The organism is Aequorivita sp. IT1282 (genome assembly GCF_058068205.1).
Window position 1 is genome coordinate 111,329 of record NZ_JBYRHR010000006.1, and the last position, 26,965, is coordinate 138,293.

The 26,965-nt window shown below is 36.6% G+C and carries 28 protein-coding genes; 25 read left to right on the plus strand and 3 right to left on the minus strand.

The window, feature by feature from the left end; genetic code table 11:
* Positions 1-15: 15 nt before the first annotated feature.
* The 19 genes from AC3RVG_RS13805 (at position 16) to AC3RVG_RS13895 (ending at position 17,009) form a co-directional block, all read left to right on the plus strand.
* Positions 16-1,380 (plus strand): tetratricopeptide repeat protein, encoded by a 1,365-nt coding sequence (locus AC3RVG_RS13805; protein WP_489692059.1) that lies wholly within the window; start codon positions 16-18, stop codon positions 1,378-1,380.
* Positions 1,381-1,382: 2 nt separating this feature from the next.
* On the plus strand, positions 1,383-1,961 hold the full coding sequence (gene lptC / locus AC3RVG_RS13810; RefSeq protein ID WP_489692060.1) for an LPS export ABC transporter periplasmic protein LptC: 579 nt from the start codon (positions 1,383-1,385) through the stop codon (positions 1,959-1,961).
* Positions 1,951-2,148: a hypothetical protein gene (locus AC3RVG_RS13815; RefSeq protein ID WP_489692061.1), complete on the plus strand. Its 198-nt coding sequence runs from the start codon at positions 1,951-1,953 to the stop codon at positions 2,146-2,148. The genes lptC and AC3RVG_RS13815 overlap by 11 nt, the downstream gene beginning before the upstream one ends.
* A 67-nt stretch (positions 2,149-2,215) precedes the next feature.
* Entirely contained in the window at positions 2,216-3,469 is a 1,254-nt protein-coding gene (locus tag AC3RVG_RS13820; RefSeq protein WP_489692062.1) for a hemolysin family protein, read from the plus strand.
* Positions 3,470-3,662: 193 nt separating this feature from the next.
* Positions 3,663-5,774 carry a SurA N-terminal domain-containing protein gene (locus AC3RVG_RS13825; protein WP_489692063.1) on the plus strand — a complete coding sequence of 704 codons (2,112 nt, stop codon included), beginning with the start codon at positions 3,663-3,665 and terminating at the stop codon, positions 5,772-5,774.
* A gap of 134 nt (positions 5,775-5,908) precedes the next feature.
* A complete protein-coding gene (locus tag AC3RVG_RS13830) occupies positions 5,909-6,814 on the plus strand; it encodes a tryptophan 2,3-dioxygenase family protein (protein WP_489692064.1) in 906 nt (301 codons plus the stop codon).
* Positions 6,815-6,858: 44 nt separating this feature from the next.
* Positions 6,859-7,206 (plus strand): DUF488 domain-containing protein, encoded by a 348-nt coding sequence (locus tag AC3RVG_RS13835; protein ID WP_489692065.1) that lies wholly within the window; start codon positions 6,859-6,861, stop codon positions 7,204-7,206.
* Between the two features lie 56 nt (positions 7,207-7,262).
* The gene (locus AC3RVG_RS13840) at positions 7,263-8,015 is read left to right on the plus strand and encodes a DUF481 domain-containing protein (RefSeq protein ID WP_489692066.1); all 753 of its coding nucleotides are present in this window, start codon (positions 7,263-7,265) and stop codon (positions 8,013-8,015) included.
* 111 nt (positions 8,016-8,126) lie between these two features.
* Positions 8,127-8,465, plus strand: a complete 339-nt coding sequence (locus AC3RVG_RS13845) for an arsenosugar biosynthesis-associated peroxidase-like protein (protein ID WP_489692067.1) — start codon at positions 8,127-8,129, stop codon at positions 8,463-8,465.
* A gap of 60 nt (positions 8,466-8,525) precedes the next feature.
* The gene (arsS, locus tag AC3RVG_RS13850; protein ID WP_489692068.1) at positions 8,526-9,602 is read left to right on the plus strand and encodes an arsenosugar biosynthesis radical SAM (seleno)protein ArsS; all 1,077 of its coding nucleotides are present in this window, start codon (positions 8,526-8,528) and stop codon (positions 9,600-9,602) included.
* A gap of 47 nt (positions 9,603-9,649) precedes the next feature.
* Complete coding sequence (locus AC3RVG_RS13855) at positions 9,650-10,150, plus strand: rhodanese-like domain-containing protein (protein WP_489692069.1); 501 nt, start codon at positions 9,650-9,652, stop codon at positions 10,148-10,150.
* Positions 10,151-10,198: 48 nt separating this feature from the next.
* The gene (locus AC3RVG_RS13860; RefSeq protein ID WP_489692070.1) at positions 10,199-10,891 is read left to right on the plus strand and encodes a TIGR04282 family arsenosugar biosynthesis glycosyltransferase; all 693 of its coding nucleotides are present in this window, start codon (positions 10,199-10,201) and stop codon (positions 10,889-10,891) included.
* 4 nt (positions 10,892-10,895) lie between these two features.
* Complete coding sequence (locus AC3RVG_RS13865; protein WP_489692071.1) at positions 10,896-11,714, plus strand: purine-nucleoside phosphorylase; 819 nt, start codon at positions 10,896-10,898, stop codon at positions 11,712-11,714.
* Between the two features lie 9 nt (positions 11,715-11,723).
* Positions 11,724-12,692: an arsenosugar biosynthesis arsenite methyltransferase ArsM gene (gene arsM, locus AC3RVG_RS13870; RefSeq protein WP_489692072.1), complete on the plus strand. Its 969-nt coding sequence runs from the start codon at positions 11,724-11,726 to the stop codon at positions 12,690-12,692.
* Between the two features lie 80 nt (positions 12,693-12,772).
* Entirely contained in the window at positions 12,773-13,885 is a 1,113-nt protein-coding gene (locus AC3RVG_RS13875) for an inorganic phosphate transporter (protein ID WP_489692073.1), read from the plus strand.
* 35 nt (positions 13,886-13,920) lie between these two features.
* Entirely contained in the window at positions 13,921-14,817 is an 897-nt protein-coding gene (locus AC3RVG_RS13880; protein WP_489692074.1) for a sterol desaturase family protein, read from the plus strand.
* Positions 14,818-14,845: 28 nt separating this feature from the next.
* Positions 14,846-15,649: a DUF547 domain-containing protein gene (locus AC3RVG_RS13885; protein ID WP_489692075.1), complete on the plus strand. Its 804-nt coding sequence runs from the start codon at positions 14,846-14,848 to the stop codon at positions 15,647-15,649.
* A gap of 79 nt (positions 15,650-15,728) precedes the next feature.
* Positions 15,729-16,472 carry a TIGR04283 family arsenosugar biosynthesis glycosyltransferase gene (locus AC3RVG_RS13890; protein WP_489692076.1) on the plus strand — a complete coding sequence of 248 codons (744 nt, stop codon included), beginning with the start codon at positions 15,729-15,731 and terminating at the stop codon, positions 16,470-16,472.
* A 102-nt stretch (positions 16,473-16,574) separates the two neighbouring features.
* Positions 16,575-17,009, plus strand: a complete 435-nt coding sequence (locus AC3RVG_RS13895; RefSeq protein ID WP_489692077.1) for a hemerythrin domain-containing protein — start codon at positions 16,575-16,577, stop codon at positions 17,007-17,009.
* 8 nt (positions 17,010-17,017) lie between these two features.
* On the opposite strand, the gene AC3RVG_RS13900 is transcribed toward AC3RVG_RS13895, so the two are convergent.
* Positions 17,018-18,076 (minus strand): glycoside hydrolase family 113, encoded by a 1,059-nt coding sequence (locus AC3RVG_RS13900; RefSeq protein WP_489692078.1) that lies wholly within the window; start codon positions 18,074-18,076, stop codon positions 17,018-17,020.
* Between the two features lie 133 nt (positions 18,077-18,209).
* Between AC3RVG_RS13900 and AC3RVG_RS13905 the strand changes: the two genes are divergently transcribed.
* The 3 genes from AC3RVG_RS13905 to AC3RVG_RS13915 all read left to right on the plus strand — a co-directional run bounded on the left by AC3RVG_RS13905 (position 18,210) and on the right by AC3RVG_RS13915 (position 21,782).
* Positions 18,210-19,517: an NAD(P)/FAD-dependent oxidoreductase gene (locus AC3RVG_RS13905; RefSeq protein WP_489692079.1), complete on the plus strand. Its 1,308-nt coding sequence runs from the start codon at positions 18,210-18,212 to the stop codon at positions 19,515-19,517.
* A 48-nt stretch (positions 19,518-19,565) separates the two neighbouring features.
* On the plus strand, positions 19,566-20,126 hold the full coding sequence (locus tag AC3RVG_RS13910) for a transposase (RefSeq protein WP_489692080.1): 561 nt from the start codon (positions 19,566-19,568) through the stop codon (positions 20,124-20,126).
* Between the two features lie 69 nt (positions 20,127-20,195).
* Positions 20,196-21,782: a 4Fe-4S binding protein gene (locus tag AC3RVG_RS13915; RefSeq protein ID WP_489692081.1), complete on the plus strand. Its 1,587-nt coding sequence runs from the start codon at positions 20,196-20,198 to the stop codon at positions 21,780-21,782.
* A 369-nt stretch (positions 21,783-22,151) separates the two neighbouring features.
* On the opposite strand, the gene AC3RVG_RS13920 is transcribed toward AC3RVG_RS13915, so the two are convergent.
* Both AC3RVG_RS13920 and AC3RVG_RS13925 read right to left on the minus strand, forming a co-directional pair.
* The gene (locus AC3RVG_RS13920) at positions 22,152-23,147 is read right to left on the minus strand and encodes a fasciclin domain-containing protein (RefSeq protein WP_489692082.1); all 996 of its coding nucleotides are present in this window, start codon (positions 23,145-23,147) and stop codon (positions 22,152-22,154) included.
* A 29-nt stretch (positions 23,148-23,176) separates the two neighbouring features.
* The gene (locus AC3RVG_RS13925) at positions 23,177-24,058 is read right to left on the minus strand and encodes a hypothetical protein (RefSeq protein WP_489692083.1); all 882 of its coding nucleotides are present in this window, start codon (positions 24,056-24,058) and stop codon (positions 23,177-23,179) included.
* A 200-nt stretch (positions 24,059-24,258) separates the two neighbouring features.
* Here AC3RVG_RS13925 and AC3RVG_RS13930 point away from each other — a divergent pair, with 200 nt between their 5' ends.
* From AC3RVG_RS13930 to AC3RVG_RS13940, 3 genes are read left to right on the plus strand one after another with little or no spacing between them, the layout of a single operon-like run.
* Positions 24,259-24,735, plus strand: coding sequence for a toxin-antitoxin system YwqK family antitoxin (locus AC3RVG_RS13930; RefSeq protein WP_489692084.1), 477 nt, complete (start codon positions 24,259-24,261; stop codon positions 24,733-24,735).
* Positions 24,735-25,436 carry a glycosyltransferase family 2 protein gene (locus tag AC3RVG_RS13935; protein ID WP_489692085.1) on the plus strand — a complete coding sequence of 234 codons (702 nt, stop codon included), beginning with the start codon at positions 24,735-24,737 and terminating at the stop codon, positions 25,434-25,436. The genes AC3RVG_RS13930 and AC3RVG_RS13935 overlap by 1 nt, the downstream gene beginning before the upstream one ends.
* Complete coding sequence (locus tag AC3RVG_RS13940; protein WP_489692086.1) at positions 25,433-26,920, plus strand: cellulose synthase family protein; 1,488 nt, start codon at positions 25,433-25,435, stop codon at positions 26,918-26,920. Before AC3RVG_RS13935 ends, AC3RVG_RS13940 begins: the two co-directional genes overlap by 4 nt.
* Positions 26,921-26,965: the final 45 nt, after the last annotated feature.

Here is a 26,965-nt window from a genome sequence, read left to right on the forward strand (position 1 = left end):
AATAATTCAAATACCATGAAAACAAAATTCATTTTATTATTTTCAATTGCACTTCTTTCCTTCTCAGGAACAACTTTTGCCCAAGCTCCTGATGATTGTGCAATTTCGTTATCGTACTTTACAGAACCTGCCAAAATAAAAAATTATGAGGCTGCACTTCCGTATTACGAAAAATTAATAAAAGAATGTCCAGACTACAATCTAGCCATTTATCAATATGGCGTGAAAATGTTTGAATATTTTGTTGAAGAAAAAGGAGACAAAAGCAAAGTAACAGACCTTATTGAAGCTCACAACTTGAGATTGCAGAATTTTCCTGAAAAAACTAAGGAAGGTGATGTACTTTCAACAATTGCTCAGATAAAGTACGATTACAGCGTTGGTACAAAAGCAGAGCAGTTTAAAGCTTTTGATGAAGCTTTCAACAAACACCCTGAAGATTTCACCAGCGGAAAGAGTTTATATACTTACTTCTCTTTAGCAGTAGAGCTTTATAACAATGGTGAGAAAACCCTTCAAGAAATTTTCAATCTTTACGATGTTGTAACTAGTAAAATAGATACTGAAAAGAACAGCCTTGCTTCAAAACTTACTCCTTTAATGGATAAAGAAGAAGCTGGAACTGCAATGACCGATAAGGAACAACGCGCAAAAGATGTTTACGAAAACAACTTGGGAGTTTATGCTACTGTTGAAGGTAGTGTAAATGGAACATTGGGTCAATTAGCAGATTGCGAAAACCTAGTGCCTTTTTACGAAAAAGACTTTGAAGAAAACAAAAATAACGTTGATTGGTTAAAAGGTGCAAGTAACAGACTTGATGCTAAAGATTGTGAAACTCCATTGTCTAGCAAATTAGCTGTTCGCCTTCACGAATTAGAGCCAAGTTCAACTTCTGCTTACCTATTGGGTAAACAAGCTGAAGCGAAAGGACAAGCTTCAAAAGCATTGGAATACTTTAACCAAGCTGCTGATCTTGAAAAAGACAATTCAAAAAAATACAGAATCTATTACAGTATAGCTGAAAACTTCCGTAAGAAAGGAAGCTACGGTACTGCAAGAAACTACTACAACAAAATGCTTGAAGTAAAGCCATCTGCTGGAATCGCTTATTACAAAATTGGCGCAATGTACGCAGATAGTGCAAACGGCTGTGGAACAACAGTTTTTGAAAAAAGAGCAATGTACTGGTTAGCTGCAGATATGATGGATAAAGCTGCACGTGTTGATGGTACCGTTGCAGGAAATGCTAGAGCAGCAGCCGCTTCATACAGAGGCCGCGCACCACAACCAAGTGATATCTTCGCAGAAGGTATGGCCGGTAAAACTGTAAAGTTTAACTGTTGGGTTGGTGGAAGCGTTCGAGTTCCAAATTTATAAGAATGTACACCTCAATAAATATGTTTAAAAGCGTGATGGCCTTGGTATTGGTCATCACGCTTTTTGCATGTGAAAGCAATTATCAGAATGTAAAAAAGTTGAGCCTCTCTGATGGCGCACCCATTGCTGAAGGCAAAAACATCAACTTTAAATATACAGACTCAGGTAAATTAGTTACTAACCTGCTAGCCAATAAATTACTAGATTATTCAAATTTAGAGTTTCCGTATAAAGAATTCCCAAACGGAATTGAAGTCAGATTCTGGAATGAAGACGGAAAAAGAAGCACAGTAACCGCAGATTACGCCATTCAGTTTGATGAAAATGGATTGGTAGATTTACGCCATAATGTAGTAGTTGTTACGGCAGACAGCGTGGTCTTAAAAGCTAACCAGCTTTACTGGGACCAAAAGAGTAAATGGGTTTTTACAGATAAACCCTATCAGATAAAATTTAAGGATGGCTCTTATAATGAGGGCGCCGTTGGGTTTGACAGCAGTGAAGATTTCACTACCTTTCTATCCAGAAAAAACCAAGGAGTACAATTAGTTGACAAAACAAAAATTGAAGATGGTAAATAAAGTATATCGTTTTTTTGAATACGCATATTTAATAATTGCTGCATTTTTCGCTTATGAAGCGATAAACAAGTGGAACACCGAACCGAATCAAGCATATCTATTTTTATTCTTCGTTGTTCTTGCAATTTCTATGTTTTTCTTCAAAAGAAATTTTAGAAAGAAAATGGACAATCGTTCCAAAGATTAATTTTCACAAAACAACTTCCCTGTTTTTAGTAGCTGGGATTTTTTTACCTGTTTAAACAAAATTCAATTTGGATTACAGCATCATAATTATTCTAATAATGCTCATACTCTCCGCTTTCTTTTCGGGGATGGAGATTGCATACGTTTCTTCCAACAAAATCCACATTGAAATTGAAAAGAAACAGAATACCTTTTTAGCCGGTATTCTGAAAAAAATAACCCGACGCCCCTCAAAATTTATTGCCACAATGTTAGTGGGTAATAATATTGCGCTGGTTATCTATGGTTTTTTTATGGGCGATCTTTTAATGCGCTACATTCCCTTGGCAGGTTTTAGCGGTTTATTGGTGCAAACCATAATTTCAACGCTCGTAATTTTAATGACCGCAGAATTTCTGCCAAAAGTTTTCTTCCAAATATATGCCAATAGCTTAGTAAAGTTTTTTGCAGTTCCCGCTTATTTCTTTTATGTATTCTTTTCTTTCATTTCCGAATTTGTAATTTGGATTTCAGATTTAGTACTTAAATTAATTTTTAAGTCGGAAGGCGATACCGTGCAACTTACTTTCAGCAAACTGGAACTTGGTAATTATATTTCTGAACAAATGGATATTGCCGAAACCAAAGATGAAATGGACTCGGAAATACAAATATTCCAAAACGCATTAGATTTTTCTGAAGTAAAATCGCGCGAAGCTATGATTCCGCGTACAGAGGTTGTCGCAGTAGATATTAATACTACGCCAAAAGAACTCGCTAAAATTTTCACTGAAACTGGGCTTTCAAAAATATTAATCTATAAAGAAAATATAGACGATATATTGGGCTATGTTCACTCCTTCGAGCTTTTCAAAAAACCTGCAACTATAAAAAAAGTTTTAATGCCTGTGGTTTTTGTACCAGAAACCATGCTTATAAAAGATGTTCTCGGCATCCTAAGCAAAAAAAGAAAAAGTATTGCAGTTGTAATTGACGAATACGGTGGAACCAGCGGTATTATTACTGTTGAAGATATTATTGAAGAATTATTTGGCGATATTGAAGACGAACACGATAGTGTTGCACTAATTGAAGAAGAGCTGGGCGATGGACATTATAAATTTTCTGCACGTTTGGAAGTAGACTACATAAACGAAAACTACAATCTCAATTTAACCGAAAACGAAAATTATGAAACTTTGGGCGGTTTAATTGTAAACCACACCGAAGAAATTCCAGACCAAGGTGAAACAGTTGAAATCAACGATTATAGCTTCACAATCCTCGAAGTTTCCAGTACTAAAATTGAACTCGTGGAAGTAAAAAACATATCCGACGATTAGTTTTTGAATTATTCCTCACTTTTTTCAATATACTTTTTTATTAGTGAGCGGAAAATGGTATTTTCGCCCCCTAAATAACTGAAAAAAACATCCTTCGCAGCTTTGGTCAATATCAAGGAATAAAAGGAATTTACAACCAAACCCTTCATATTCGAGAGATTAAAAGTGAAGAAATATAAATTACGGAAATCAAATGGCAATCTTAAACAGTATTAGAAAAAGAGGGATATTCCTTATCCTTATTATTGCATTGGCGCTTTTCGCCTTTATTTTAAGTGATATATTAACAAAAGGCGGCGGCTCAAATGTTCAAGACACAATTGCTACCATAAATGGCACAGACATTTCTCGCCAAAGTTTTATGGAAGAAGTGGAAGCAACCCAACGTAACTTGGGGCCAAACTCTAACTCAACTCAAGCCCAAAACATGGTTTGGGAAAGACAACTTCGTCGTGTAATTTTAGATGAGCAATATGAAAAAGCTGGTCTTTCTGTTGAAAAAGCACAATTAGACGATGCTCTTAAAACTTCTTTGGCAAACAATCCTGCTTTTCTTAACGAAGCTGGTCAAGTTGACGATGGTAAAATTCAAGAATACATTGCAAGCATTAAAGCTTCTTCACCAGTAATGTACAAGCAATGGTTAGATTTTGAACAAAGCACTGCAGAAAGCATACTTCAGCGTACCTATTATAATATGGTTAAAGGTGGTTTAAGAACTACAATTGCCGAAGGTGAGCAGGAATATCATTTCCAAAATGACAACCTAACTTTAAATTACGTTATGGTTCCTTACAGCAAAATAGCTGATGAGGACGTTAAAGTATCTGACGAAGAAATAAAGAAATATGTTGCTGCGCATCCAAAAGATTACGAAGTTGAAGCACAAGCAGACATTCAATATGTATTAATTTCTGAACAACCTTCAGAAAAAGATATAGCAGATGCCAAAATGCAGGTTACTACTTTGCTTAATAACAAAGTGGAATTCAACCAAGACACAAAAAGCAACGACACAGTTGCTGGTTTCAAAAATGCAAAAAATTACGAAGAATTCGTAAATGCTAATTCTGATATGCCTTTCCAAGATCGTTGGATGTTTAAAAGCGAACTTCCACAGACTGTTGCAGACTCATTAATTAACTTGAACGATGGCGATATTTACGGTCCGTTTAAAGTTGACAACACATTCTACCTTTCAAAAGTTTTGGAAACTAAAAAAATGCCAGATTCTGCTGAATCTAAGCATATCTTAATTCGCTACGTAGGTACAAATCGTGCTCCAGAAACAATTACAAGATCTAAGGAAGAAGCTAAAAAATTAGCCGATAGTATTTTGGGTGTTGTGAAAAAAGACAAATCTAAATTTGCTGACCTTGCAAACACAATGTCTGACGATGGTTCTAGCCAGAACGGTGGAGATTTAGGAAGCTCAACCCCTGGAAGAATGGTACCTCCATTCGACAAGTTTATTTTCAATAACCCTAAAGGAACTATTGGATTGGTAGAAACTGATTTCGGATTTCATATTGTTGAAGTAGGTAAGCAATCTGAACCTAAAAAGGCTATAAAGCTTGCAACGATTGTAAAAACCATTGAGCCATCAGACAATACAATTAACGATGTGTTTTCTGAAGCATCTAAATTTGAAGTTGCTTTACAGGATGGCGATTTTACAGCATTAGCAAAAGCACAAAACCTTGAAGTAAAACCTGTAAACAATCTAGGAAATATGGACGCTAACGTTCCTGGATTAGGTGATAACCGTACGCTTGTTAACTGGGCTTTTGAAGAAGACACTAAAGTAGGAGATTACAAACGTTTCAGCGTGCCACAAGGTTACGTAATTGCGCAGCTTACTCGTAAAAACCCAAAAGGTTTAATGAATGTTAAGCAAGCTACTGCAACTGTTAAACCTATTCTATTAAAGGAGAAAAAAGCACAGAAAATACGCGAATCTATTACTGGTAATTCAATTGAAGAAGTTGCAAAAAGCCAAAATATAATTGTACAGACCGCCACTAGCGTTACTATGGCAAATCCAGTAATTGGAGTCAGTAACGAACCAAAGGTAATTGGCGCCGCTTTTGGCACTAAGCCAGGTGAATCTACAGGTTTAATAAATGGAAATAATGGAGTTTATAAAATTAAAACCACCGCTTTTAATCCAGCTCCTAAAATGGAATCATACGTAAATTACGCAAACCAATTGAGCGCTAAAGAAGCTCCAGCATCTCAAAGTGCCGTATTTAACGCACTTAGAAAGAAAGCTGATATTGAAGATAACCGCGCTACTTTTTATTAATAGCACGCACATAAATTTTTTAAGCCCTGTTACAAAATTTGTAACAGGGCTTTTTCTTTAAAACTGAAGTTGGAATGCTTCGCAAAACCGAAAATATCCTTTATTTTTAAAAGATTTTTACCAAACGAAACAAAATGGATAACAACGAAATTTTAAAGGCGCTTGAAGAAAAATATCTCGATCTAGGCGAGAATCCTGAAACCTACCTTAAAGGACTTTTACAAGCAAAGCCTATTACATATTGGGATTATATACAAACCGATACGCTGCTTTCGCTTCAAAAAACACGTACAGATTTTAAGGATGAAGAAATCTTCGTAATGTATCATCAAGTTACAGAGCTTACTCTAAAAATGATGATTCATGAAATAAAACAACTTTCTGAAGGTGAAAATCTATCTGAAGAAATTTGGATTACAAAATTAGATCGTCTAAAAAGATACACCCGAATGCTTATCACTTCTTTTGATATTATGAAAGATGGAATGAGTTATGACGATTACAACATTTTTCGTGCTACTCTTACTCCCGCAAGTGGCTTTCAGAGCGCGCAGTTTCGTGTTTTAGAAATTTATAGCACACGTATCCAAAATCTTATTAATGAGAAAGGACGCGAACGCCTGCCAGAAAATCCAACGCTCGAAGATTATTTCGAAAACCTTTATTGGAAAGATGCCGGACTAAATCGCAAAACTGGAAAAATGGGTCTCACCTTACGGCTTTTTGTTGAAAAATATGAAGCAGATTTTAAAGCACTTGCTATAAGCGTTAAAGGAAAAACCTTGGAAGAACGCGTAGCACAAATGGAAAACCCTTCCGAAGAACTCAAAGAAAAGCTACAGCAAGTTGATCATTTTTATAATGTTGCCTGGCCGTTGGTTCACTTAGATACTGCGCAACATTATCTAGATAGAAAAGGAGAAAATAAAGCCGCAACCGGAGGTTCCGAATGGAAAAAATACCTACACCCAAAATATCAACAACGTAAGTTTTTTCCTGAATTATGGTCGGAAGAAGAAATTGCAAATTGGGGATCTTAAAATCTAGTGGTCAGTTGTCAGTGGTCAAATATTAATATACGATTATGGAAATCCTCATAAAACGCATTTATGAAGATGCATCAAAAAATGATGGCTTCAGAGTTTTAGTAGATAGAATTTGGCCGCGAGGAGTGAGCAAAGAAGACGCAAAACTCGACGAATGGATGAAAGAGATTGCTCCATCTACAGACCTTCGAAAATGGTTTAATCATAAGCAAGAACGTTTTGAAGAGTTTTCGAAAAAATATAAAAAAGAACTTGCTGAAAATACAGGTTTAGTTAAGGAACTACTAAGTAAAGCAAAGGGTAAGCGGCTCACTCTACTCTATGGCGCCAAAGATGAAAAATATAATCAAGCCGTCGTTTTAAAGCAATTTCTAGAAAATCAATAACTTTTTTATTAATGAATTTAATATTTTTAAGGCCTTCAACAATCCTAAAAAGTATCATGAAGTATCTAATTGCGCTTATAATTTTCGGTTATTCCGTTACAGTAAAATCTCAAATACTCAATGCGGAATCCCTTCGTAAAGTAACCGATACTTCAGGATTTTCTGGTGCTGCTAGCTTAGATTTTTCAATTAAGCGAGATGTAAATGCCTACTTCGGACTCAGCAGTAGTACGCAAGTTCAGTATAAAATGAACAATCATTTAGTGTTGCTGAAAAATGATATTGAGTTAAAAAATATTGAAGGTAATAAATTTGAAAACGCTGGGATATCGCATCTTCGTTACAATTACAAATTCCATCCACGCATTGCTTGGGAGGTTTTTACACAGGCGCAATACAACAAAGTCTCAAAAATAGATTTTAGAGGACTTTTGGGTACCGGTCCTAGATTTAAACTGACAACTTCTGAAAAATATAAATTTTATTTGGGTTCGCAAATTATGTACGAATATGAGGAACTCAATGATGGCAGCACCCCTATACATAGAGATTTTAGAAGTACATCTTATTTATCTTTTAGTTTATACCCTACAAAAACACTAAGTATAGTCAGTACAACCTATTTTCAACCTAGATTAAAAGACTTTGGCGATTATCGTTTTTCCAACCAAAGTTCACTACTTATTGATCTTTTTAAAAACTTCGCCTTCAAAACTACATACACATTTATTTACGATAAAACGCCTGCTGTGGGAATACCAAACTCACAATACAATTTATCTAGCGGCATCGTTTATTCCTTTGATTAATCTGTTAAAATTTCGTAAGTTTTAACTTCTTTGAAAGACTACTTGCCTATATTTACGTGAATACTACAACCAAAAACACTAAAATTCCGTAACTATATACAACCGACAATTATGGCTTCAAACAACTATTACGATCCTGCTGACCTTAAAAAATTTGGAAAAATTTCAGATTGGAGCCAAGAGCTTGGTGATAAATTTTTTGATTATTACGGAAAAGTTTTTGAAGAAGGCGCACTCACCGCTCGCGAGAAATCGCTTATTGCCCTTGCAGTTGCGCATACAGAAATGTGCCCCTATTGCATTGATGCGTATACAAAAGACGGGCTTCAGCGTGGTATTACTAAAGAAGAAATGATGGAAGCCGTACACGTTGGTGCTGCCATTAAAAGCGGCGCAACCTTAGTACACGGGGTAATGATGATGAACAAAGTAAATAAATTAGAAATGTAGGAACGCGAGTAATCACACGACTACAATAATTCAATCGAATAGGATTCTGAAAAAATATTTATGCTGAAAGAAAAAAAGAAAATGCAACAATCCCTTCACAAACGTGATAGTGAATTCGCCGTAGCAAACAAGCAGCTAGAAAAACTGTCTAACGGTATTTTTGCTAACGGTGAGCTACCTACTTTTTCAGAAAAAATAAAAGAAACAGATCAGTTTCCATTACGCCCCAATAAACTTGAAATTCTTCAAATTAACGTGGGCTATATGTGTAATCAGGTTTGCGAACACTGCCACGTTGATGCTGGTCCCGACCGTAAAGAAATTATGACGCGCGAGACCATGGAGCAATGTTTGGAAGTAATTAGACACACAGGCGCACATACTTTAGACCTAACTGGTGGCGCACCAGAAATGAACCCAGATTTTCACTGGTTTGTTGAAGAAGCAAGCAAAGCGGGGATTCAGGATTTTATTGTGCGTAGTAATTTAACGATTATTCGCGCTAACAAAAAGTATTACGATCTGCCCCAATTCTTCAAAAAACACAACGTTCATGTCGTGAGCAGCATGCCTCACTGGACTCGTGGCAAAACCGATAAACAAAGAGGCGAGGGCGTTTTTGATTTATCTATAACAGCATTGCAAGAGTTAAATGCAGTTGGCTACGGAATGCCTGACAGCGACCTGCGTTTAGATTTAGTTTATAACCCAAGCGGCGCCTTTTTACCTGGCGATCAGGCTAGCATGGAAAAGGAATTTAAAAAAGGTTTGTTGGAAGATTTTGGGATTCATTTTCACAGTCTTTTTGCGATTACAAATCTTCCTGTTTCACGGTTTTTAGATTATTTAATTGCATCAGAAAATTATGAAGATTATATGTATTCTTTAGTAGAAGCGTATAATCCCGCGGCGGTTAAAAATGTAATGTGCCGCAATACCATTTCTATAAGTTGGGACGGATATTTGTACGATTGCGATTTTAACCAAATGTTAGAACTGAAAGTGGCGAGTAAAATCCAACATATTTCAGAATATAATGAAGATATCCTTAACGACCGAAAAATAATCATTTCGCAACACTGTTACGGTTGCACCGCTGGAGCTGGTAGTAGTTGCCAAGGCGCCGTTGCAGAATAACTATAAGACCTAACTATTTTTACAACTTGTTAGGTCTAACTAATTTTATGAAAATAACCATATCCCTACTATTTCTTGTCTTGTTCGCCAATTATGCCGCGGGTCAAAAAACTATAGACGAACTTCTCCTACACTACAACACCCGCAGTATTCCGTATCTTTCAGTGAACGAATTGCGAATGTATCAAATGAACGATACGGTAGTAATTCTCGACACTCGCGAGCCGGAAGAATTTAATGTAAGTCATCTTAAATCTGCAATAAATGTTGGTTACAATGAATTCTCTTCCGAAAATGAAAAACTTCAGAAGATAAATAAGAATGCAAAAATTATTGTTTACTGCTCGGTGGGAATTCGTTCTGAAACAATTGGAGATAAATTAAGAAAAGCAGGTTTTACAAATGTGAAAAATCTCTACGGCGGCATCTTTGAGTGGAAAAATAAAGGCTACCCCGTAATCGATACCACCGGCATAGAAACCGAAAAAGTACACGCCTTTTCTAAGCATTGGAGCAAATATTTGCAAGCCGGAAAACCTATTTATTAAATTTTCAACTCACCCGATTACTGAATACTGAATACTGAATACTGAAAAATGGCATTACTAACTTCAAAAGATACAAGTAGCGATAATGAAATGGCAAAGGATTTTCATTTCCCTACATCAAAAAAAGCACTAATTATTTTTACCCGAAATCCTGAACTTGGAAAAGTAAAAACCCGATTGGCAAAATCTGTGGGAGATGAAAGTGCCTTGAAAATTTATAAATTTCTACAAAAACATACGGTGGAAATCACTAAAAATTTGAAAATAGACAAATATGTTTTCTATTCTGAAAACATCCATCGCGATGATATTTGGGATCCGGAGATTTTCAGAAAAAAACTACAATCTGGAGATGATTTGGGTGAAAAGATGAAAAACGCTTTTTCAGAAATCTTCGAAATAGGTTACGATAAAGTAATGATAGTGGGAAGCGATATTTACGATTTGCAACAAAAAGATATCGAAACAGCATTTGAAACCTTACAGCAAAATGAAATGGTAATAGGCCCAGCAACCGATGGTGGTTACTATTTGTTGGGCATGTCGGAACTTAATTCTGAAATATTTCAAAATAAAAACTGGGGCACCGACACCGTTTTGGAAGACACACTTAATGATCTAAAGCAGGAAAATATAGTTTTATTACAAGAACGAAATGATGTAGATTATTTTGCAGATATTAAAGATGTTGATGTATTTCAACAGTTTTTACCGCCTTATTTAGACAAAAACTTTTTATAAAATTATGAGCATTACAAAATATATAGAAGAGGCAGCAGCCTATCTTCAGCAAAGAGGATTTGAAAAACCTGAAGTGGGAATCATTCTCGGCACTGGCCTCGGAAAAATAATTGAAAATGTAGAAATTGAAGCTGAAGTAAGCTACAACCACATTCCAAATTTTCCGACGGCAACAGTTGAGTTTCACAAAGGAAAGTTGATTTACGGCACGCTTGAAGGCAAAAAAGTAGTGATAATGCAAGGGCGTTTTCACGTGTATGAAGGATATTCACTTCGCGATGTTACTTTCCCCGTGCGCGTAATGCATCTTTTGGGAATTAAGCATTTACTAGTTAGCAATGCTTCAGGAGCTATAAACCTCAGCTTCAAAAAAGGTGAAATAATGCTAATTGATGACCACATTAATTTGCAAGGCGATTCTCCCCTAGCCTTCCGTGGCGTTGAAAAAATGGGCGAACGATTTGTAGATATGAGTGCCCCATACAATACCGAAATGAATCAAAAATTGGAGCAGATTGCTTCAGAAAAAAACATAAAACTTCATAAAGGAGTTTACGCTAGTGTTGTAGGCCCACAGCTTGAAACCCGTGCCGAATATAAATACCTTAAAATTATTGGCGCCGATGCCGTTGGAATGAGCACAGTGCCCGAAGTTATTGTTGCCAATCACTTAGGATTGCCAGTTTCGGCAGTTTCCATACTTACGGATGAATGTGATCCAAACAATCTTAAACCCGTTAATATTGAAGAAATAATCGCAATGGCAGCCAAAGCAGAACCCGATATGATTATTTTATTTACCGAATTGATTAAACAACTATAAAAAATTATTATGAGCTATCTAGATACTACTAACGACGTTTACAAACAAGCCGCACTTACTCCAGACGTTGGACTTTGTTGTACAACAAATCCAATTTGGGAGCTTCCGGGACTTAAAATTCCGAAGATTATGCAAGAAATGAATTACGGCTGCGGAAGTACCGTTAACGCTCGCGATCTTACTAATAGCCCGAAAATGTTATATGTTGGCGTTGGTGGCGGCATGGAGCTACTTCAGTTTTCGTATTTCAACAGAACTGAAAGCGGCGTTATTGGCGTAGATACGGTAGATGAAATGCTAGAAGCTTCCCGAAAAAATTTCAAAGAGGCCGAAAAAGTAAACCCTTGGTTTAAAAGTGAATTTGTAGACTTAAAAAAAGGTGATGCTTTAAATCTTCCAGTGGATGATAACAGTATTGATGTTGCCGCACAAAACTGCCTTTTCAATATTTTTAAAGCTGAAGATTTAAAAAAGGCAATAGAAGAAATGTACCGCGTTTTAAAACCACACGGACGTTTGGTGATGAGCGATCCTACTTGCGAGCAGCAGATGAATCAAACCCTTCGTGACGATGCTCGTCTTCGCGCGTTATGCCTTAGCGGAAGCCTTCCAATTGCTGAATACATAAAAGCACTAACAGATGTTGGCTTTGGAACTATTGAAATCCGGGCGCGCAAACCATACCGCATCCTCGATCCTAAAAACTATCCAACCGAAGAGTTGATTTATATTGAATCTATTGAAGTTGCTGCAATTAAAGACCCAATGCCCGAAGATGGCCCGTGTATTTTCACAGGAAAAGCGGCTATTTTTTATGGAACCGATGATTATTTTGATGATAAAAAAGGTCACATTCTACTTAAAAATCAACCCTTGGCAATTTGCGATAAAACTGCTGCAGCAATAGCTAGTTTAGGTCGTGACGATATATTTATTAGCGAATCTACCTTTCATTATGACGGTGGTGGATGCTGTTAAAACAGCGAGAAAAAATTATTTTAAAACTGAGTAAACAAAAAGTTCGTATGTAATACGATACTAACCCAATAATTCAATAAATGATTTTAGTAATCCTTTTTATTGCCGCCTGTTTTTTAGCATATAGCAATGGGGCCAACGATAATTTTAAAGGGGTTGCAACGCTTTTTGGAAGTGGTACCACGAATTACAGAAAAGCAATATCCTGGGCCACCGTAACAACTTTTGCGGGTTCTGTTGCAGCTATTTTTTTGGCAGAAACCTTAGTGAAGAATTTTTCAGGTAAAGGATTAGTTCCAGATAGTTTAATTCAGAATCCAATATTTGCAATTTCAATTGCCTTGGGAGCGGCATTAACCGTTTTTCTCGCTACAAAAATTGGGATGCCTATTTCTACTACACACGCTTTAGTAGGCGCACTTTTTGGAGCTGGATTTATGGCTATTGGAACCGATTTCAATTTTGAAAAATTAGGCAATGCGTTTTTAATTCCTCTTATATTAAGTCCGTTGATGGCGGCAGTTTTAAGTTATGTTATGTATCTCCTTTTTAGGAATACGCGTAAAAAACTGGGAATATCTAAAAAGAGTTGTATTTGTGTTTCAGAAAAACAAACGGTTTCACAACTTGCCAATTCAGAATTAAATATGGATGCATATTCCGAAATAGAAATAACCACTTGCAAAATAGGTTGTGCTGAAGTCTACGACGGCAAAATTTTAGGAATTACTTCTCAAAAAATTTTGGACACAATGCATTTTATAAGTTCTGGTGTTGTAAGCTTCGCTAGAGGGCTAAACGATACTCCTAAAATTGTAGGTTTATTAATTATTATAAGCGCCTTGGAACTACATTGGGGAATGATCGCAATAGCAATCACCATGGCTCTGGGTGGTCTTCTAAACGCTAAAAAGGTGGGAGAAACTATGAGTAAAAAAATTACACCAATGAATTCTGGTCAAGGTTTCACGGCAAATATGGTTACCGGTATTTTAGTTACTACAGCAAGTATTCATGGTATGCCGGTTTCAACCACACACGTTTCAGTAGGATCAATTTTTGGGATTGGCACAGTAACTAAAAAAGCGAACCCAAATGTAATTTATAAAATTGTAATCTCGTGGGTACTCACCCTACCACTAGCGGCATTAATTAGTGGATTGTTGTTTAAGTTTTTCGAAATTGTGTTGTAATTATTCGGTGAAAATGCGACTACCTTAATTCATTTATGGAAAAATACATTACCATCTTCAAAGATTCATATCTGGGATATTTTAATTATCTGTGGACAGAAATCACCAGCTTTCATTGGGAAAACTATTTCTATGGATTAATATTGGTTTCTTTGGTGGTTTGGGGTTTGGAGTTGTTATTCCCTTGGCGCAAAAACCAAAAAGTATTTAGAAAAGATTTCTGGTTAGATACATTTTATATGTTCTTCAACTTTTTTCTGTTGAATTTAATCGTACTTATTTTCCTTTCAAATGCAACCGCAGAGTTGTTTAATGACTTGCTCGCGTTTGTAGGTTTGAAGCTTGCAAGTTTTCAACTTGTAGATTTGGATGCCCTGCCATACGGCCTCGGACTTTTAATTTTCTTTTTGGTAACCGATTTTGTGCAGTGGAATACCCACCGATTACTTCACTACTCACCTTTTCTTTGGAATTTTCACAAGTTGCATCATTCTGTAAAAGAAATGGCTTTCGCCGCACACCTTCGTTATCATTGGATGGAGCCGATTGTTTACAAATCTATACTTTACATTCCCCTTGCCATAATTGGTGGTTTTAATGTAGAATCTGTAGCAATAGTTCACTTTTCAGCCTTAGCCATCGGACATTTAAATCACGCTAATTTGGGGTGGGATTATGGCTTTTTAAAATATCTCTTCAACAATCCAAAAATGCACATCTGGCACCACGCCAAAGTTTTGCCAAAACACGCACAATACGGTGTTAACTTCGGAATAAGTTTAAGTATTTGGGACTACCTTTTCAGGACTAGTCACATCCCCCACGACGGCAGAGACATTGAGCTGGGCTTTGATGGTGATGAAAAATTTCCAGAAGATTTTGTAAGTCAGACGCTTTATCCCGTCAAAACCAAAGAGCGAAAATCTTCGTAAGTATTTCAAAATATATAATCAAACTAAAATGAAAACCCTGTTCAATCTTGCCACTATATTATTTGTTGCACTTTCTTTACAAAGTTGCAATTTAATTTCCGCCGCTGGTTTTAGTAGCCATGGGCAACCAACAAAAGAAGTGAATTCAAACCTTACCTCAACAACCGCGAATTCTGCAATAAATGTAGATCATTCACAATGGGACAAACTTCTTAAAAAGTATGTAAATAGCGAAGGTTTGGTAGATTACAAAGGCTTTAAGAACGATAGTGCTAAGCTGGATGCGTATCTAAAAATGCTTTCCGAACAAAACCCAACTAACGATTGGAGCGTTCAGGAATTACTTGCGTATTACATTAATATATACAATGCGGCTACGGTAAAATTAATTGCCGAAAACTATCCTGTTAAAAGCATAAAAGACATTGATGGCAATTGGACTAAAGGTCGCGTGGCTATTGGTGACAAACAGCTTTCGCTAGGCGGAATTGAAAATGGAATCCTTCGGAAAATGAACGAACCAAGAATTCACTTCGCCATAAATTGCGCATCCATTTCCTGCCCAAAACTTATTAACGAAGCATATACCGCAGGCAAAATCAATGAACAATTAGATCGCGCCACCAAAAATTTCATCAATAGTAATGAAAACGAAATTTCTGCTAGTAATGTAAAGCTATCCTCAATTTTTGATTGGTACCAAAAAGACTTTACTGTAAATGGTGAGCAGAATGTAATTGGTTATATAAATCAATTTTCAAGCACTAAAATTAATCCAAGTGCAACTTTATCTTATAAAACATACAACTGGAATTTAAACGAGCAGAAATAAGTTTGCAATATTCAGTCTGTAAATAATTGAATTCAGCTTTAAAATTCTTAACTTATTACTCGTAACCAGCTAACTGAGAATGATATCCATCATCATCCCTGTTTTAAATGAGGCCGCAATAATTAGCGGTTTACTCCAGAAATTACCAGAAAATCTATCAGGTAAATATCGGGCCGAATTAATTTTTGTAGATGGCGGCAGTTCCGATGGTACTGTGGCAATAATTACAGACTTTATAGAAAAGACGGCAGAACCGATTAATTATTTTCCTATACATTTATATTCTTCTGAAAAAGGACGCGCCAAACAAATGAACGCAGGTGCTCGCCAAGCTTCAAGCGAGATACTTTACTTTTTACACGCCGATTCTTTACCCCCTCAAGATTTTGACAAATACATTATTTCTGAAGTTGAAAAAGGAAATCCTGCAGGTTGTTTTAAAATGAAGTTTGACAGTAATCACTGGTTGCTCAAACTTGCGGGATGGTTCACTCAATTTAATTGGAGAGCTTGCCGCGGTGGGGATCAGAGCCAGTTTATTACTAAGCAGCTTTTCAACGAAATTGGTGGTTTTGATGAAACCTACATTATTTATGAAGATAATATTTTAATCAACGAACTCTACAAACGAAAGAAATTTACTGTTATTCCGCGTTGGCTCACCACCTCTGCACGCTTGTATCATCAAAAAGGGGTTTGGAATTTGCAGTATCATTTTTGGGCAATTTATGCGAAGCGTTTATGCGGCGCAAATGCTAATGAACTTCACCAATATTATCTAGAAAATATTAAGCAAAACGGCGCATCCAATCTTTCCGAATAAGAATTACAGTTTCAAATAATTGAAAAATAACTCTTTTTCAAATTCGCTATTTTTCATATTTTTTTTAGATATTGTAGATAAAATTCTCTAAAACATAACGTTATGAACATTTTTGAAGCCATTAGAAAAGACCACGACAAACAACGCGAACTCTGCCGTTTAGTTACATCCACTTCGGGAGATTCAAAAGAAAGAAAAGAGCTGTGGGAAAAGTTGAAGCACGAATTACAAATTCATGCCGATGCGGAGGAACGCACCTTTTATTCGCCTTTAATTCATAATGACATGATGCAGGAACACGCCCGCCACGGTATTGCTGAACATCACGAAATGGACGAATTAATGGAAAAAGTAGATGAAACAGATATGGATTCGCCAGCTTGGTTGGTTTACGCAAAACAGTTGTGTGAAAAAGTTAAACATCACTTAGATGATGAAGAACACACCTTTTTTCAATTGGCTGGAAAGGTATTTTCAGAAACTCAAAAAACTGCAATTGCTAAAGATTATTTGGAAGAAATGAAAAAGAATAGATAGCAGGAATTTTATTGTTCTGCCTTCATTCTGAAATATTTCTGAACTACTGCCTGGGCGGGTTTGTTTTGCGGAGTAAATTGATTGTTTTCAATTCCTCCCACTCTATCGTGGGTAATAAACCATTTCCAAAGGAATCCGCCCGCAAACCACTCTTCGTCCCCCAACGCTTGGTATAAGCCTTCCAACGCATTGGACTGCGCCTCTAGATTTACCGATGTCATTTCTCGATCGCTTCGCCATGGTTCTTTGCCACTAAAATCAACACTTCGATAGCCGTATTCCGCAAAGAGAATTTTTTTGTTTTCTTTTTCAGAAACAGCTTTTAATTCGGTTTTCCATCGTTCCCAGCCAGATTTTACTTCTTCAACATTGGGCGTTTTACTTTCAGAAACTGGAAAATAGGCATCCACGCCAATATAATCCAGCGCATCCCAAAAAGGCACACGTTTGTATTCGTCCCAATTGGCCGCATAGGTTAGTTTTCCTTTATAAACTTTCTTTACTTCAGCAATCAACGCTCGCCAATACTCCGGCCTATGTTCTATAAATTTTTCAAGTTCGGTGCCAATGCAGAATATTTCTACCTTTTCAGTTTCAGCAACTTTTGCAAAATCAAGAATAAACGCGCTATAAGCTTGTTCTAATTCGAGCCAATCTTCTTCCGAAGCCATTTGTAATAAACCTGTAAATTCACCCTTCCAAACCCAAATTTGAGGTTTCATCATTACCTTAATTTCATTCTTGTGAAGCAGTTTTATATATTGGCTAGCACCTTGCTGCGTTTCACCAAACCACTGTCTTTCCTGATTGTAAGTAATCTCTGGGTGCTCCAGATTTTTAATGAACCCGAAAGGCATCACAGCGGCATAGTTTGCATGAATTTCCTTTAGAGGAATAATATTTTCCTGCTCAATAGAATCTCGAGAAGCTACAAAACTAACGCCGTTAATCTTTGTTACTGTTTCAGGTTTCAGCAAAGTTTTTTTAGGCGATTCCTTTTTCTGAGCACATGCTATTATCAACGAAAAAAGAAAAATGTAGGCTAAGAAACTGCGGCGTTTTGTCATTTCAAAAATTATAAGTGATGAAATTAGGGCTTTAATTTAGATTTTGGCGAAACATTAATGCCATTTTTAAATCCGCTACCCTTGTAATTGTGTAAATTTATAAACGACTGAAGAAATCTACAACCAAACAATTATGGAGCACATCGTTATAATAGGCAACGGAATCGCGGGTATTACTGCGGCGCGACACATCCGGAAACTTTCCGATAAAAGAATCACCATAATTTCTGCCGAAACAGATCATTTTTTCTCTCGTACCGCTCTTATGTATGTTTATATGGGCCACATGCGCTGGCGCGATATTGAACCTTACGAACATTGGTTTTGGGAAAAGAACCGCTTGGAACTTAAAAAAGCCTACGTTGAAACGGTTGATACGAATAATAAAATCCTTCATTTTAAAGAAGGTGGCTCCCTTACTTACGATAAACTTATAATTGCCACTGGCTCTGTAACAAATACTTTTGGCTGGGAAGGCTTGGAATTAAACGGTGTTCAAGGTTTGATTTCTAAACAAGATTTGGAAAAACTCGAAAAAAATGCACCCAATAATAAAGAGTGTCCGCGAGCTGTAATTATTGGCGGTGGATTGATTGGCATTGAAATGGCCGAAATGCTTCGCACTCGAGATATTGAAGTTACCATGCTGGTCCGCGAACACGCTTTTTGGACTAATGTCTTGCCAAACGGTGAAGCCGAAATGCTTTCAAAACACATACTTTCTCACGGAGTAGATCTGCGTCATAAATCTGAACTCGACAAAATTTTAGGCGATGCCAACGGAAACGTGAAATCTATTATAACCAAAGACGGCGAAGAAATACCCTGTTGCGTAGTGGGAATAACCACTGGCGTAAAGCCAAATATCTCCTTTCTTAAAAACTCAAAAATAGAAACGAATCGCGGTATTCTGGTGAATAGAAAACTAGAGACCAATATTGAAGACGTTTATGCCATTGGCGATTGTGCACAACAGCGCGAGCCCATCGGCAATCGTGCGCCAGTAGAAGCCGTTTGGTACACCGGCCGAATGATGGGCGAAGCACTTGCACAAACCATTTGCGGAAATCCTTTTGAATATAAACCTGGAAACTGGTTTAATAGCGCCAAGTTTTTCGACATTGAATATCAAACTTACGGTTGGGTATTTTCTGAAGAAAGACAAAAAGATTACGAGGCGCAATTTCACTGGAGATGCAAAAGCGATTTGCGCTGCGTAACAATTTCATATAATAAAAACTCCAATGAGTTTTTAGGAATAAACACCTTTGGAATACGAATGAAACAGGAGGTTTTTGACCAATGGCTTAATGAAAAAAGAAGTGTGGATTATGTAATCCAAAACCTAAAACAGGCCAATTTTGATCCTGAATTTTTTAAAAGGTATGAAAAGGAAATTATGGAAAAATATGCATTATTAACCGAAAAGGAAACATTGTAAAAACCTCAAAGGTCTTTGAGACCTTTGAGGTTTGGATATTGAGATATTATGAAATACGAACCTATCATCGCAGAACAGTATTACCACATATATAACCGTGGAAACAACGGCGAAGATATTTTCATAGATGACCAGAACTACAAGTATTTCCTTGAACTTTTTAAAAAACATATTATACCAGTGGCCAATGTACTCTGTTATTGTTTGCTAAAAAATCATTTTCATTTATTGATAAATACTAAAAATGTAGCCGACAAAAAAATAACGCAAGGTTTTTCAAATTTATTTAATGCTTATGCAAAAGCAATTAATAAGAAATATGAAAGGAGTGGTAGTCTGTTCCAATATAAATTTAAAAGAATAAGAATCACTAGCGAAGATTACCTTAGAAAATTAATAGTCTATATTCATTTGAATCCTGTACATCACGGGTTTTGTGAAGATTTCAAAGATTATAAACACTCTTCATTTATTGGATTAATATCAAATAAACATACATTATTAGAAAGAGCATTTGTAATAAGTTTGTTTGAGGATAACGCAAATTTTATGTTCTCTCATGAATTGAGGAAATGTATTATTGAAGAACAAAATTACTATTTAGAATAGATTCAAAAAAACCTCAAAGGTCTTTGAGACCTTTGAGGTTTAAGAACGAAAATAAAAACATCCAAATATATGAGCACCGTTCAAAGAAATATGTCGCTAACCGGCGAGCCGCCAAAAACCATTAATACCCAACAGAAGATTTCATCTGCCATTGGTATTTTGGGCCTCGCAATCCTTTTATTGGCACTGCTAAACTTTAATTTCCCAAACAAAACTTTGTGGCTAAGCGCTTCTTTGGGAATGATGGGAATTGGGATCGTTTGGTTTGCAATTGCAGCCTACGCTAATAAACACGAAGGAATTAAAAACGACGGTATTTATTTTAAATCGCTTACATCTAAAGGGTTTTGGGCTTGGATTGTAGCTATTTTGCTCTCACTTTTTTATGTGCTTCTGTATTGGTTTCCGCAATATTTAGGCTTGGTGCAGGACGGCGATAACACAGGCCTTGTTGCACTTTTTGATCCGTTAAGCAAATTTCTGAACGGTGGCCCCGCAAGCCAATGGTTTTTATATGGAACGCTTTATACACTAGCAATATTGGGTTTTGGCGTGAAATTTATTCTAAAATATCGCAACAACAATTACGAAAAACTGCGAACCTTTTCTGTAATGTTTTTTCAACTTGGTTTTGCCTTTTTAATCCCTGAATTAATGCAGCGATTGAATACCGATACCTTTTCACTTCCGTATTACGACTTAAAAAATATCTGGCCACTTAACTATTACAATTTTGAACAATACCGAATAGACGACTTTATTTCTGCAGGCGATATTGGCTTAGGATTGCTAATTTTTGGTCTAGCATCTATTTTCATTATCACACCTATTTTAACGTACAAATACGGTAAACGCTGGTATTGTTCATGGGTTTGTGGTTGCGGTGGATTGGCCGAAACTGCTGGCGATCCTTTTCGCCATTTAAGCGATAAACGCCAAATAGCTTGGAAAGTAGAACGCTGGGTAATACACAGCGTATTAGTATTTGTGGTTTTAATGACTACAGCCGTTGTACACTCCTATTTGGGAGACGACAGCTCTAAGTATTGGTTAACAAAAGATGCGTTATTAATAGGAGTGGTTGCACTCTTAACGCTAGTATTTGCGGGCGTTTGGATATTTAAAAGACAAGAATTAAAAAAAGATGCGCGAATAGGTTCAATAGCTTATTTCGTAATTATTATGGCTTTAATTGCATTGCACTACAGCACGGGAAAAACCTTGTTTCTTTTTGAAGCTGAAACCCTTCGTCGGTCGTACGGTTTTATTATTGGCGCTGTATTTAGTGGCGTAATTGGCGTTGGCTTCTACCCTATTTTAGGGAGTCGTGTTTGGTGTCGTATGGGTTGCCCAATGGCTGCAATTTTAGGATTTCAACAACGGCTTTTTTCAAAATTTAGAATAACTACTAACGGCGGACAATGTATTTCATGTGGTAACTGTTCTACTCATTGCGAGATGGGTATCGACGTGCGCGCTTACGCCCAAAAAGGAGAAAATATTGTACGTTCCAGCTGCGTTGGCTGCGGTATATGTTCAGCAGTTTGCCCGCGTGGGGTATTGAAACTTGAAAATGGACCAAGAGAAAAACGTATCAACAGCAACGAAATTCTACTTGGAAACGACGTTGATTTGATGAATTACGTAAATAACTAAGCAGTCTTCAACAACTGAAAGCAGATTAAACCTGACAGGTTTTAAAAACCTGTCAGGTTTGTAATATCTACCAGCGAATAAATTGATACAAGTTTTTCTGAAATTCGCAATCGCATTAAAATCTACCCTTGAGTGAAATCTATTGGCCTTACTTCTTCAACTCAAAAGGGCTTGGTGAGTTATATTGAAACCTATCTATTAATTAAGGTCAAATGGCTAAAGAAGTCCCTTCTTTTCCGAAGTATAGAAATCAATTCAAAACTTAAAACAGATTATTTTCTTCAACCAGAATAAAACATCTTCATAAAAAAACAGCACCATTTAGTGGGAACTCAAGATGCTGTTGCTAATTAACAAAAAAATAAACAACTATAGATTCGGCAATAATACAGTATCAATTACATGAATGATACCGTTGGTTGCTTGCACGTCTGGAATTACCATATTTGCTGCTTGACCGCCATTACCTATTCCGGTTACAGTTAGGGTTCCGTTAGTATATGCTCCCAGTGTTAGTGGATCACCTCCAAGTGGAGTTATTGTACCAGCATTAAGTTCGCTGGTAAATTTTCCGCCATTTGCCACAACGTGATTCAATAATACGGTAGCCACAACTTCTTTCGGCAGTTGTCTAATATCTGAAGGTTGTGTGAAAGTTAATCCTAAAGCCGTTCCTAAATCTTTGAAAGCTTGGTCTGTTGGTGCAAACACCATAAACGAAGGGCTTCCTTCTGAAGCTGTTAATGCGTCAACTAATTCGGCATAAACAACGGCTTCCACAAGAAAGGTTAACTCGGGTTGTTTAAAAACCTGTGCGTTGTTTAATGCCAATGCAGACTGTACAATATCGCCTCCAGTTGCTATCATCACTTTATCAATAACATGGACTGTCCCGTTGCTTGCATTAATATCTGTCGCCAATATTTTTGACCCATTAATAAAGATGTCTCCACCTCTGGTTATAATTCGTCTATCCAAACCTATCGCAGATGTGAAAGAAAAACCATCGGTAAAAGAACTACCCATAGTATTTCCATTGGAAACATGATATAAAAGTGTATTTGTTAAAAAGGATTGTTGAAGCACTCCAAGAGTTTCTTCGTTCAGACCCAGACGGGCGAAAGCATCATTATTTGGCGCAAAAACAGTATAGTTTCCAGCAGGATCGTTAGGGTTTTTATTGCTTAAAGCTCCAGCAACACCTCCGTAAACAGCTGCAGCTTCTAAAGTGCTGAAATCTGGATTTGATACTGCTATATAAGATATTGTAGGCTCAGAATCTTCAAAGTTAGATTCGGTTTCACAAGCACTGAAGGTGAATATTATGGCTAATGCCATTGCTGATTTTATATATAAATTTTTCATTTTAGTGTATTTTAATCGATTAGTTAATGTTAGAAAGAATATACCAAGCCCCCGTAAAATCCGGTGGATTTACCAAGATTACGCCCGGCTATATAACTGTTTGCACCTGCTGTAACACCTATTCCTTGAACTATAGGAGCAAAAACGCTCAAACCTACACGTGTATAGTTTACGCGAGTGGCAGGAAAGTATCCTGTAAAACCTTCATTAAGAATATCGGTTCCATCCTTTTCAGAAAGCTGATTTGCAACGTAGGCGTCAACATAGAATTTTGAAGCAGCGTATCCTACTTTTAATTCACTCATTAAGGCGTGGGGAACACCGCTATCACTAAAACTATAGCCTAACTGTCCTGTGGTAAAAAATCCAAAGTCAGTTTTAAAAGTAGTAATTGCAATGGTGTTAAAGCTACTAGACTGATTGCCAATAGCAATAATAGACTGAAGGCCTTCATTTGCTTCATAGTTGCTAAGTGGGGTTTCAAGACCCACTGAACCTATAAAACTAAGCTGGCTCTTTCCTAAGTTAAAGGTGTGAAAATTGTACTTAATGTAAAGACTCAAATCTTGAATCCCTTCTCTGGTATTTTCAAAGCCAAGATTGTCGAGAGTTGCTTGGCTAGCATTCCCTTCAGATTTAATGTAGGGTACATTGAAAACAACATTCAAGTTGTCTGTAATACCAAATTCACCATAAAGCGAGATACTGGTATTTGTAACTTCATTAAATACGGGGATGCCATCCACCTCTTGGGGCACAAAAAAGACTTTATCATATTTCTCATATGAATAAGAAATTACGGCAGCGCCTTCATTGTTTTTTTTCATAAATCCGCTAACGGGACTTTGTGCGAGTATTAACGAAGGTGACAACAAGCAAAGCAATGCAAATAATTTTAGTGGTAGTTTCATTTTTAGTGTTTTTATTATGAGATTATGCCATACTTACGCAGAAAAACAAAAAGCGGTTTTTATTTTAATAAATTAAAACCCTAACTCCCTTTTAACCGTAAATAAGATGACCGCATACAAGTCTCTCTTTAGTAATATGAAAAGCAGAATAATTGTTAGTATTAAAAATATTCACGACTTAACCCTTAACCTTTTAGAAAATGTCTTTATTTCTATTTATAGCCTTTAGCTTTTTCACCACCATAAGCCCAACACCCGAAAAGCAATACATAAAAGACTATTACGAAAATGGCACCCTAAAGTCTGAAGGTTGGCTCATTAATCATTCTAAGACTGGATATTGGAAATTCTATTATGAAAACGCACAACTATCCTCAAAAGGACGTTTCAGAAACAATGAGAGAAGTGGTTATTGGTATTTTTATGACAAGAATGAAAACCTTAAAAAAGAAGGTCATTTTATAGACGGAACTGCCGAGAATTGGTGGATTTTTTACGAAATTGGCAGCCCTTACAAAACCAAAATACAATTCCAAAATAATAAGAAAAATGGTTACGCACTTTGCTATAAAGACAACAAATTGATAAGAGCCGAAAAATATATAAACAATACGAAAACAGATCAATGGACTTCAATTTCTGCTTTTAAGCAAGATAATCCAAATGCCAGCCTTTAATGAAACCAAACATCAAAGTAATAATCCCCGCATATAATGAAGAAGCCTCTATTGGGAAGGTAATTGCCGAAATTCCCGATATCGTTTCTGAAATTATTGTAGTCAATAATAACTCAACAGATACAACCGCCGAAGTAGCTAAAAACGCTGGCGCAACCGTATTATTTGAACCAAAATCAGGCTACGGAAATGCGTGTTTAAAAGGGATGGAATATATTGCTGATTTCGGCATCGCTCAAAAACCAGATATAATTGTTTTTCTGGATGGCGATTATAGCGATTACCCTTCAGAATTGACGAAAATTGTGGCGCCAATAATTGAAGATAATATAGATTTTGTTGTGGGTGCTCGCGTAAAAGAGTTGCGAGAAGCTGGCAGTATGACTTTCCCACAACGCTTCGGAAATGGATTGGCAACTAAATTAATGGCTTTATTTTTCAATTCAAAATACACAGATCTTGGGCCGTTTCGCGCCATTAAATACAATAAATTGCTCGCCCTGAATATGGAAGACAAAACATATGGCTGGACGGTAGAAATGCAACTGAAAGCATTAAAAAAGAAATATACCTACGTTGAAGTGCCTGTAAACTATAAAAATCGTATCGGCGTTTCAAAGGTTTCGGGTACCGTAAAAGGTGCTATATTTGCGGGCGTTAAAATCCTAAGTTGGATCTTTAAATACAGTTTCAAAAAATGATTCTTGAATCCATAATCATTGTAGTTTATTCCATTGCTCTGCTCCTCATCTTCATGTATGCTTTGGCACAGTTAAACCTGCTGTTCAACTATTTGAGCGCTCGGAAAAATCATAAAAACGCACCAACTTTCGATTTTTCAAATGACGAAGAAATTCCGTACGTTACCATCCAACTCCCAGTTTACAATGAATTGTATGTGATGGATCGTCTGTTAGAAAATATTTCTAAAATGGACTATCCGAGTCATAAATTGGAAATACAAGTATTAGACGATAGTACCGATGAGTCTTTCGAAGAAACTGCAAAACACATTATAGAACTTCAAAAAACAGGCTTAGACATTCAACATGTAACTCGCATAAATCGTGAAGGTTTTAAGGCTGGCGCACTAAAAGAAGGTTTAAAAACTGCAAAAGGTGAATATATTGCAATCTTTGACGCAGATTTTCTTCCGAAGAAAAACTGGTTAAAAAACACCATCCCTTATTTTAAAGATTCTGAAATTGGCGTAGTGCAAACCCGATGGGGGCATTTAAATAGAGATTATTCTATCCTAACACGTGTGCAAGCTTTTGCGCTCGACGCACACTTCACTTTAGAACAGGTAGGGCGTAATAGTAAGGGGCATTTTATAAATTTTAATGGAACAGCTGGCGTTTGGCGCAAAGAGTGTATCCTCGATGCCGGAAACTGGGAAGGCGACACGCTAACCGAAGATTTGGATCTTAGTTATCGTGCACAATTAAAAAACTGGAAATTTAAATATTTAGAAGAAGTTGAAACTCCAGCCGAGCTTCCCGTGGTAATAAGTGCGGCGCGTTCGCAACAATTCCGTTGGAATAAAGGCGGCGCTGAGAATTTTCAGAAAATGGCTTGGCGCGTTTTTAGAAGCAAGGATGTTCCATTTAAAACCAAAATACACAGTTTTCTACATTTGCTGAATAGCACTATGTTTTTAAACATTTTAATCGTTGCTATTCTCAGTATTCCGATGCTTTATATTAAGAATGAATACGAACATTTGAAGATGTATTTTTACGTAATGAGCTTTTTCGTATTAAGTACAATTATCTTTTTTATCTGTTATTGGTTCACCTATAAAGCTATTTATGGTGGTGGATATAAACGCTTTTTTAAATATATAGGAATGTTTTTCACCTTCTTTTCTGTGGCGATGGGTTTTTCATTGCACAACTCCATTGCGGTTTTGGAAGGACATTTCGGTAAGAAAAGTGAATTTATTCGCACCCCAAAATTCAATCTAAATTTAAAGGAGAGCTGGAAAGACAATAAATATTTAACCAAAAATGTTTCTCCCAACGTAATTTTCGAAGGCGTGCTGATGCTTTATTTCGCCTTCGGAATGTACAGTGCTTTTGTTGTTGGCGACCAAGGTGGCGATTTTGGGCTGTTCCCTTTTCATTTAATGCTTTTCTTGGGGTTTGGTTTTGTGTTTTTTAAATCGCTGACTTCCAAAGCATAAATCTTTTTTAGTTACATTTATCTTCAAGATTAAGTGATAAACAAT